The sequence below is a fragment of the Peribacillus cavernae genome (assembly GCF_003989135.1).
GTDB lineage: Bacteria > Bacillota > Bacilli > Bacillales > DSM-1321 > Peribacillus > Peribacillus cavernae.
Map to the genome: position 1 here is coordinate 743,213 of NZ_RYZZ01000007.1, position 7,326 is coordinate 750,538.

At 44.7% G+C, this 7,326-nt stretch carries 7 protein-coding genes and 1 pseudogene; all 8 read left to right on the forward strand.

Annotation, left to right across the window (positions count from 1 at the left end; genetic code table 11):
* Positions 1-1,134 carry a cobalt-precorrin-5B (C(1))-methyltransferase gene (locus tag ELQ35_RS09685; protein WP_126864608.1) on the forward strand — a complete coding sequence of 378 codons (1,134 nt, stop codon included), beginning with the start codon at positions 1-3 and terminating at the stop codon, positions 1,132-1,134.
* Complete coding sequence (cbiE, locus tag ELQ35_RS09690; protein WP_126864651.1) at positions 1,097-2,311, forward strand: precorrin-6y C5,15-methyltransferase (decarboxylating) subunit CbiE; 1,215 nt, start codon at positions 1,097-1,099, stop codon at positions 2,309-2,311. Before ELQ35_RS09685 ends, cbiE begins: the two co-directional genes overlap by 38 nt.
* Positions 2,304-3,011: a precorrin-2 C(20)-methyltransferase gene (gene cobI, locus ELQ35_RS09695; protein ID WP_126864609.1), complete on the forward strand. Its 708-nt coding sequence runs from the start codon at positions 2,304-2,306 to the stop codon at positions 3,009-3,011. Before cbiE ends, cobI begins: the two co-directional genes overlap by 8 nt.
* Positions 3,008-3,784: a precorrin-4 C(11)-methyltransferase gene (cobM, locus tag ELQ35_RS09700; protein WP_126864610.1), complete on the forward strand. Its 777-nt coding sequence runs from the start codon at positions 3,008-3,010 to the stop codon at positions 3,782-3,784. Before cobI ends, cobM begins: the two co-directional genes overlap by 4 nt.
* The gene (locus ELQ35_RS09705) at positions 3,781-4,905 is read left to right on the forward strand and encodes a cobalt-precorrin 5A hydrolase (protein WP_370873361.1); all 1,125 of its coding nucleotides are present in this window, start codon (positions 3,781-3,783) and stop codon (positions 4,903-4,905) included. The genes cobM and ELQ35_RS09705 overlap by 4 nt, the downstream gene beginning before the upstream one ends.
* A gap of 14 nt (positions 4,906-4,919) precedes the next feature.
* Positions 4,920-6,287, forward strand: coding sequence for a cobyrinic acid a,c-diamide synthase CobB (locus ELQ35_RS09710; protein WP_126864611.1), 1,368 nt, complete (start codon positions 4,920-4,922; stop codon positions 6,285-6,287).
* Between the two features lie 62 nt (positions 6,288-6,349).
* Positions 6,350-7,159: a uroporphyrinogen-III C-methyltransferase gene (gene cobA / locus ELQ35_RS09715; RefSeq protein WP_126864612.1), complete on the forward strand. Its 810-nt coding sequence runs from the start codon at positions 6,350-6,352 to the stop codon at positions 7,157-7,159.
* Positions 7,138-7,326: pseudogene (locus tag ELQ35_RS23075) on the forward strand (hypothetical protein); the annotation flags it as partial. The gene cobA and the pseudogene ELQ35_RS23075, both read left to right, overlap by 22 nt.

Below are 7,326 nucleotides of genomic sequence, written 5' to 3' on the forward strand. Positions count from 1 at the left end.
ATGCAAAAGAAAGTCAAGAAAGACCCTTCCCAAATGCGGCATGGGTATACGACCGGAGCCTGTTCAACAGCCGTGACAAAGGCGGCATTGACCGCACTGATTACCGGTGACGCGCTTGAGGAGGCAACGATTCATTTGCCTATTGGGCGTAATGCCACTTTTACGATTGAGAAATATGATATAACAGAAAATTCAGTTAGCGCGGAAACGATTAAAGATGCTGGCGATGATCCGGATGCCACCCACCTGGCACGAATTATTTCTACGGTCAGCTGGATCGATACTCCTGGCATCATCTTGGATGGCGGAGTTGGTGTTGGGCGAGTGACCAAAGCAGGCCTTCCAGTTCCTGTCGGAGAAGCGGCCATTAATCCGGTGCCACGCAAAATGATTGTAACAACCGTGCAGCAGACGTTAGAAGAATTTCAGATTAATAGAGGTGTTAAAGTCGTTATTTCCGTGCCGGCTGGTGAAGAAATTGCGAAAAAAACGTTAAACGGCCGGTTAGGAATTATCGGCGGCATCTCCATTTTAGGGACAAGGGGCACGGTCGTTCCTTTTTCCAGTTCCGCTTATATGGCAAGTATTGTGCAGGCGATAAGTGTCGCCAAGGCGGGGGGCTGCGAGCATCTTGTCTTAACGACCGGTGGCCGCAGTGAAAAGTATGCAATGGGTCTCCTTCAGGATTTACCTGAAGAAGCCTTTATTGAAATGGGTGACTTTGTAGGCTTCTCGCTAAAGCATTGCAATAGGCAGGGGATTAAAAAGGTATCTCTCGTCGGGATGATGGGGAAGTTTTCAAAAGTTGCCCAGGGCGTGATGATGGTTCATTCCAAAAGTGCTCCGGTCGACTTTGGTTTTCTATCTGAAATAGCCCGAAGTGTCGGTGCCGATGATGACCTTGTTTTCGAAATAAAGAACGCAAACACCGCATCCCAAGTTGGGGACTTGATGGCAGAGGCGAATAACGTTGAGTTTTTCAATAAACTCTGTGAGGCTTGCTGTCATTCGGCTTTAAAACAAGTGAAGGGCGGCATTGAAATGGAAACGGCGATTTATTCGTTGAAAGGACAATTACTAGGAAGGGCTGTTGGAATTGACTCAATCGATGAAATTAATCGGGATAGGGGATAACGGTCAAGAAAGCTTGCTGCCCCAATATACACAATGGATTGAAGAAAGTGAAGTGCTTGTCGGCGGTGAGAGGGTCTTGTCATTCTTCCCGAATTATCAAGGAGAGAAGATTGTCATAAAGGGTGGGTTAAAAGCAGTTGTGGAACGACTACAGGAAGAAATGCGCCAGACTGTTGTTTTAGCTTCTGGTGATCCACTATTTTACGGGATAGGTGGCTATCTTTCTAGCAAAATGAATATAGAAGTATACCCGTATTTAAGCTCTGTTCAGCTTGCTTTTGCGAAAATGGGTGAAAGCTGGCAAGATGCTTTCCTTGTGAGCGTTCATGGTCGGAGCATGAAAGGATTGGCGCAAAGGATCGATGGGAAGGCAAAAGTGGCGTTGCTCACTGATGCCGAAAATAGTCCCAATCAAATTGCTAAATATCTTCTTTTGTTTGGAATGACAGAGTATCGGGCATTTGTGGCTGAGAATATACAAGGAGAAAACGAAAATTCAGGCTGGTATGAACTTGAAGAAATGGTAGATCGCGAATTCTCTCCGTTAAATGTCGTCATTTTGAAAAAGGTAGCCGAAGGACCGCGCTGGTCGTTAGGCATTGAAGATGAAGAGTTTACGCAACGCAAGCCGGAGAAAGGCCTCATTACCAAAAAAGAAATTCGAGTATTAAGCCTTTACGCGTTAAAACTTCAGAAAAATAGCATAGTCTGGGATGTCGGGACGTGTACAGGCTCGATGGCCATTGAAGCAGCAAAGCTAGCTCCGGAAGGCGATGTTTTTGCGATTGAAAAAAATGAACCGGATTTAGAAAATTGTTATCAAAACCAACGTAAATTTCGTACCGATTTAACGGCGATCCATGGAAAGGCGCCAATTGGGTTAGACACTTTCCCAGATCCAGATGCCATTTTCATCGGAGGGACAGGTGGCGAAATGGCAGACCTGATCCATACTTGCTGCAAGCGCTTGAAAGAAGGCGGGCGAATTGTCCTTAATGCCGCTACGATAGAAAATCTATACCGTGCTAACGAGGCTTTTGCAGAAGCGGGCTTTCAAACCTCCATCAATCATGCGCAAATTTCCCGAAGCAAGCCTATTTTAGGAATGAACCGATTTGTACCGCTTAATCCGGTTTATATCATTACTGCACAACGAAAGGAAGACACGAATGAGTAATCTTGGCACATTATATGGTCTTGGCGTCGGTCCAGGAGATCCGGAGCTTATTACAGTAAAAGCGTTTCGCGTCATTCAGGAGTCGCCGGTTATTGCGTATCCAAGAAAAAGAAAAGGCAGTAAAAGCTATGCCCATCGTATTGCAGAAGTGTACATTCGACCTGAGGAGAAGGAAATGCTCGGGCTTGTTTTTCCGATGACGAAGGACCAAGCGATTTTAGATCGGGAATGGAACGATACAGTCAAGAAGGTTTGGCAAAAGTTATATGAAGGCAAAGATGTCGCTTTCGTTACAGAAGGGGATCCGCTTTTATACAGTACATTCATACATATGATGAAATTGATGCAGGAATTGCACCCTGAAGTTGAGATTAAGACAGTACCAGGCATTTCTTCGTTTAACGGGTCAGCGTCAAGACTTGGCATTGCTTTGGCAGATGGCGATGAACATGTCGCGATTGTTCCGGCTAGAGATGATTATGAAGCGATGAAAAAAGCAATTGAAGATCATGACGCGGTCGTGTTTATTAAAGTCGCAAAAGTGATCGATTTAATGATTACCGTTTTAAGAGACTTGGACCTTCTGGAAAAAGCCTCCGTTGTAACCAAAGTCACTTCCGATGAAGAAGTGATCTGGAACGTAAGTGAACTGGAAGGCCTTGAGCTCGAATACTTAACTCTGATGGTGGTGAGGAAATGAAAATTTATATTGTAGGAGCGGGACCAGGCGATCCTGATTTGATTACGGTAAAAGGATTGAACATTCTCCAAACGGCAGACGTTATTTTATATACGGATTCATTAGTGAACGATGAATTGATTAGAAAGGCAAAACCTGATGCCGAGGTGCTGAAAACAGCTGGGATGCATTTGGAAGAAATTGTTGACGTTATGGTTGATCGTGTAAAAGCAGGAAAAATGGTTGCCCGTATTCACACAGGAGATCCTGCCATGTACGGGGCAATCATGGAACAAATTGTTCTATTGAAGAAAGAGAATATTGGCAATGAGGTGATTCCTGGTGTTAGTTCAGTGTTTGCTTCCGCTGCGGCAATCGGGGCCGAGCTGACGATTCCAGATTTAACGCAAACGCTTATTTTAACAAGAGCTGAAGGACGGACGCCGGTTCCTGAATTTGAAAAATTACGAGATTTGGCGAGTCACCATTGCACGATTGCCCTTTTCTTAAGCGCAACCTTGACAAAAAAAATCGTCAAAGAACTGCAAGCTGCCGGTTGGCAAGATGATACGCCTGTCGCAGTCATCCAACGAGCAACATGGCCGGATCAAAAAATTGTCCGCACGACCTTGGTGAATTTAGATGAAGATATGCGCAAGAATGGAATCCGCAAGCATGCGATGATTTTGGCTGGATGGGCGTTAGACCCTAATATCCATGATAAAGATGAATACCGTTCCAAGCTATATGATGCAAGCTTTACCCATGGTTTCCGAAAAGGAGTTAAGCCATGATCATCGAATTAAAAGAAGAGGAATTGGCTCCGATTAAACAGTCTCATTCTTATGCAATCGTGGCGATTACGAAGCATGGCGTGGAATTATCGCGCAAATTACATACCGTTTTTACAAATTCCGATTTATATTACATGAGCAAGTTTGAAAAAGGCGATGAAGAGCACAGACAAGTCCAGCTTTTTTCGGGGAGTGTCCGCATGCTGTTACCAGCCTTATTTAAGCAATATAAAGGCATTATATTAATTATTTCATTAGGGGCCGTCGTCCGGATGATTGCGCCGATTTTGAAGGATAAAAAAACGGATCCCGGTATTGTCGTCATTGATGATAAAGGGGAAAATGTCATTAGTGTATTGTCGGGACATCTTGGAGGGGCCAATGAACTAACTAAGGAAGTCGCCGCAGCGCTTGATGCAAAAGCGATTATTACAACCGCTTCAGATGTACAAAAAACGATTCCGGTCGATTTATTCGGTTCTCGTTTCGGCTGGGTCTGGGATTCTGCGGAAAAATTGACTCCAGTCAGCGCCTCCGTTGTGAATGAAGAGCATGTTGCGATTGTGCAGGAGTCGGGTGAACAGAACTGGTGGACGTATGAAATACCCTTGCCTGAACAAATTGTCGTCTATCCGTCAATTGACGGGGCACTCCAGGCTAAGCCCAAAGCGGCCTTAGTCGTTACTCACCGGCAGCTTAGCCAGACTGAAAATAGAATTCTGGAAAATGGCATTGTTTATCGTCCAAAAGTCATTGCCATCGGAATCGGCTGTAATCGCGGAACATCAGCGGCTGAAATTGAACAGGTGATTGTGGAAACAGTAGCGGAATTAAAATTTTCCTTAAAAAGTGTGAAAGCCATTTGTACGATTTCGATAAAGAAAGATGAAATCGGTTTGCTCGAAGTTGTTCAGAAATACGGTTGGGAATTTGTGTATTATGAACCGAAAGAGCTGAATCAGGCTAAAATTGAAGCGCCGTCAGACACGGTTTATAAATACACAGGAGCATACGGAGTAAGTGAGCCAGCTGTAAGAATATATACAGGAGCGGAACAGCTGGAGCTAGTTAAGAAAAAATCGGGAAATGTCACCATTTCAGTCGGAGTCATTCCTTTTTAAAGGAGGAAACATTTATGAGTGATAGAAGATTAGTCATTGCTGGTACCGGCAGTGGAGTCGGGAAAACCACACTGACTATCGGAATCATGGCAGCCCTACAGAAGAAAGGCTACACCGTCCAGGGGTTTAAATGCGGCCCTGACTATATTGATCCATCCTATCATACAGCCGTAACAGGCCGAATATCACGTAATCTTGACAGCTGGATGTTTGAGCACGAGATCGTTCGTGAGATTCTTAACAAAGCGAGCCATGGTGCGGATATCTCGATTATCGAAGGAGTCATGGGCTTTTTCGATGGGAAAAGTCCATTATCGAATACGGGGTCAACAGCAGAGATCAGCATGATTACCGAAAGTCCTGTGTTGTTAGTTGTCAATTGTGCCAGCATGGCGCGAAGTGCAGCTGCGATTGTCAAAGGGTTTCAAGCTTTCGCGACCGGTCCGAATATTATTGGAGTAATTGCCAATCAAGTAGGCAGTGAGGGCCATTACAAAATCGTCAAAGCAGCGATCGAGCAGGAATGCCATGTTCCTGTGCTCGGGTATATGAAACGGGAGTTGGATATTGATATCCCTAGCCGTCATTTAGGTCTAATTCCTGCCATTGAACGCGGTGAACTTGATCCACTTTTCGATAAGCTTGCCGATTTAGTCATGGAAACGATTGATATCGAGCAGCTGTACCACTTGGCTAAGACGAGTACCATCTCCAGTCAACATTCGGGGTTATTTCAGGTCCGCAGCAAAAAAGACGTCTGTATCGCTGTTGCCAAAGATGCCGCCTTTAATTTTTATTATCAGGAAAACCTTGAGTTGCTTGAAGTGAATGGAGCGAGCATCGAGTATTTTTCTCCATTAAAAGGGGAGGAAGTTCCAGCGCATGCGGATGGCTTATACCTTGGGGGCGGATTTCCAGAAGAATTTGCCGATGAACTATCCTGCAATGAAGGTGCCATGAAATCCATCAGAAACGCAATCGAAAAAGGCTTACCGACTCTAGCAGAATGCGGCGGTTTTATGTTTTTGAGCGAATCGATTGAAACAACTTCCGGCGAGGAGTATCCGATGGCAGGCTTGATTCCAGGCAGGATTAAAATGCAGAAAAAGCTTGCAACACTGGGTTATCGTGAAATAACAGGAACCGAAGGCAATTTTTTAATCAATGAGGGTGAACAGGCAAAGGGCCATGAATTTCACTACTCTACTTTTGAGTCTGATGCGGAGCTTCCATATGCCTATGAGGCGAAAGGTAGATTTGGCATGAAAAAAGAGGGCTGTATGTTAGGTAATCTTGTCGCTGGATACAGCCATTTTCATTTTGCTTCCAATCCTCAACTTGTTGAAAATTGGATAGCTGCCTGCTTAAAGAAAAACAACTGATTTTACACGAAATATATCAAAACGAAAAGGTATTTTTTATATAAAGAAGAGGAGGCGAAAGCATGAATCCGGGAAAGGTCTATCTCGTTGGTGCGGGTCCGGGAGATCCAAAGCTAATTACAGTTTATGGACTGGAATGCATTCAAAAGTCAGATGTGATTGCTTATGACAGGCTGGTCAATCCAAAATTACTAAATTATGCAAAAGCAGATGCTGAGCTTGTCTATTGCGGGAAATTACCCGGAAAACATCATCTCATTCAAGAAGAAATCCATGCACTGTTGGTAGAAAAGGCTTTGCAGGGAAAAACGGTTACCCGTTTAAAGGGAGGAGATCCGTGTGTCTTTGGTCGGGGCGGAGAGGAAGCGGAAGTTCTTGCAGAAAACGGGATTGAATATGAAATGGTCCCAGGAGTGACAGCGGGAATCGCGGCACCAGCTTATGCCGGCATCCCGGTGACCCACCGTGATCATGCTTCCAGTTTTGCGATTGTGACCGGTCATGGACGTGACCAAAAGGGACAAGACAATCTCAACTGGGAGGCGTTGGCTCAAGGAATTGACACAATCGCTTTTTATATGGGAATCGGAAATATGCCGTTTATTTGTGGAAAATTGATAGAGCATGGAAGGGACGGTGAAACGCCTGTGGCCGTCATTGAATGGGGAACGACCGAAAATCAAAGGACCATTACTGGCAACCTTAAAACAATCCCTGTGCTGGCCGATCAAGCGGAGATTCGAAATCCTGCCATCTTCCTTGTAGGTAAAGTCGTTCAATTAAGAGAAAAAATCCAATGGTTTGAAAAAGTGATTGAATCGGAGTCTGTGAGTGAAGGGAAAGAGTCCAAATGTCTATCATTCAAGAATTGAAAGACCGACGAGCCATCCGGAATTATGAAGAACAAGAAGTTGAGGATGAAAAGATCAAGCAGTTGAGAGTAGGCAAGGGGAGTTGTAACGGTACGTTTGGAGAACTTGTACAAGGCGTTCTAGGTGAACGTCCTTTTTGTGCGACGGGCAGTCGCATAGAGTGTGGA

Coding starts and splice junctions, on each gene's coding strand:
- cobM (WP_126864610.1), top strand. CDS start 3,008: ATGAAAATTTATATTGTAGGAGCGGGACCAGGCGATCCTGATTTGATT.
- ELQ35_RS09705 (WP_370873361.1), top strand. CDS start 3,781: ATGATCATCGAATTAAAAGAAGAGGAATTGGCTCCGATTAAACAGTCT.
- ELQ35_RS09685 (WP_126864608.1), top strand. CDS start 1: ATGCAAAAGAAAGTCAAGAAAGACCCTTCCCAAATGCGGCATGGGTAT.
- ELQ35_RS09710 (WP_126864611.1), top strand. CDS start 4,920: ATGAGTGATAGAAGATTAGTCATTGCTGGTACCGGCAGTGGAGTCGGG.
- cobA (WP_126864612.1), top strand. CDS start 6,350: ATGAATCCGGGAAAGGTCTATCTCGTTGGTGCGGGTCCGGGAGATCCA.
- cobI (WP_126864609.1), top strand. CDS start 2,304: ATGAGTAATCTTGGCACATTATATGGTCTTGGCGTCGGTCCAGGAGAT.